General features: G+C 49.8%; 1 protein-coding gene. It reads right to left on the bottom strand.

What is annotated here, in order from left to right; all coding sequences use genetic code 11:
- Nucleotides 1–201 precede the first annotated feature (201 nt).
- Nucleotides 202–1,840: M20/M25/M40 family metallo-hydrolase (locus Q7P41_RS00390; protein ID WP_303881157.1), on the bottom strand; the 1,639-nt coding region annotated here is incomplete at its 5' end.

Raw genomic sequence — 1,840 nt, forward strand, 5'->3', positions numbered from 1 at the left:
GTGACAACTTTATTCTATCAGAGGGCGATGACACCTTTCTAATTACTTTAGAAAGATGTCATCCTAAAATTTACAGATGATATCATACGTAACTTTAAAGATATCGGATTAACTTATGAAGAATTTACAAATATTAAGCAAATCTAGCGCTAAAAACATTCATATAACCTGCTTAATTTGCAATAAAACGAACTGATAATGCTAATCCCCACCAGACTGCACCGCAAGAGACCGCACGAAATGTCGCAGCAGCTGCGGAAGCTCCCGCAGGGCATAGTCTCGCTCCAGCCTTTCGACCCAAGTATGAGCTCCCCTTCCCAACGGGCCCAGGTTGATGATCGGCATGTTAAGCCTTCCCATTGACTCAAAGGGCAAGCTGTAAAGCATCCCCCATCCAGGGATGTTGTTTTCTAAGACTTGTCTTTCGCCTTCGTTGACTTGGCAACCGATGTAGCTTAAGTCGCACAACCCGCCGAAGGCGGGACATTCCTGAAGGTCCCTGCCAAAGGTCGTTTCGGCGTAAGATACCGTAGATTCCACCGCCCGACGAAAGTGCACCTCGGCCTCACTTCGGCCGTAACTTGACCGATGAGGCATGAAGGGTGGAAGAAAACCTACGATGACCACAGGCCCCTGCTGATCTCGCCAGGGGATCATCCATTCTGCGAGATTTATTCCTTGCTCTCGCAGGTCCTTATCAGGAGATTTAAGATTTGAGATCATCTCGCGTTCCGCTATTTCGAAGTCGCCGGGGTAATTGCGTGACGCCTGCCTTCGAAGCTCTTCGTAGCTTAGTATGCAAACCTCATCGTACCTTTTAGCAGCTCCCGTGTACCCGAAGTTTTTCATTGCCTTGTACGAAGCTCCGAGGTACTCAAGAGCTTTCTTTGCTCCCTTGCTTGCGGCTTCCTTAAACATCTTAAGGACATCACTGGGCGATCGACTTACGGTAAAGACGTTGTAGTAAGCCATGCTCATATGAGGGATGGTGATTGAGTAGCTTTCCTTACGTCGGCATTCACAGTACAATACGAAGGGTGGTATGGTAACGCTATTTGCGAAAGAATCCCGCAGCTCGGGGTGCGCTTCAAGCTCCAAATTGATGAAGTCCTGCACAAGCGCAGCGCTAAGTCCTCTGTAGTAACTCCCGCCATGAGCTTCCTCGCCTACCACGTAGACCATGACAAGGGCTTTCCCCATGGTACTTAAAAAATACCCCGGCCCCGGTGCTCCGGGAAGGCCGGCATCGGTGGGCTCTGTGTTGACAGCACCAATATAGCGCAACTCTTCGCGTTCGGCTAACTGAACCAGGAAAGGCAGGACAGAAAGCATTCCCTGGCTTGAGCCTTCCTCGTCAAACACCAGGGCAACGACGACGTTGACGTCGAAAAGCGAAGGATCACGAGCAAACTCCTTTAGCAAATCGAGCTCTATGGCCACGCCGCACTTCATGTCCATGACGCCCCGTCCGAAGATCCAATTGCCGCTTTCAAGGTCTTCTTTGGCCTGTTGGTCCATCGGGCGACAACGAAGGGATCGCTCTAAAGCCTCAGGGTCAAAGGCTTTATTAGCCAACTCTCCGTAGACTTCCGCTCCCACGACGTCGAAATGACCGATGAAAAGAACTGTATCTGATACGTCGGCGGTAGACCGAACCATGGCAACCACTGAAATGCGCTTTCCGTCAGGACCCGGTACCAAAGTTAGGTGACTCGGATGTTCTTTGAAGTAGTTTTCTTTGGCAAGGCTTTCATATATAAACCTGGCGATTTCGATTTCATCTTCTGACCCCGTGACGCTCGGAATGCGAACTAGTTCCATCAGTTGCCTATATATACGC

This window comes from Acetomicrobium mobile (assembly GCF_937920065.1).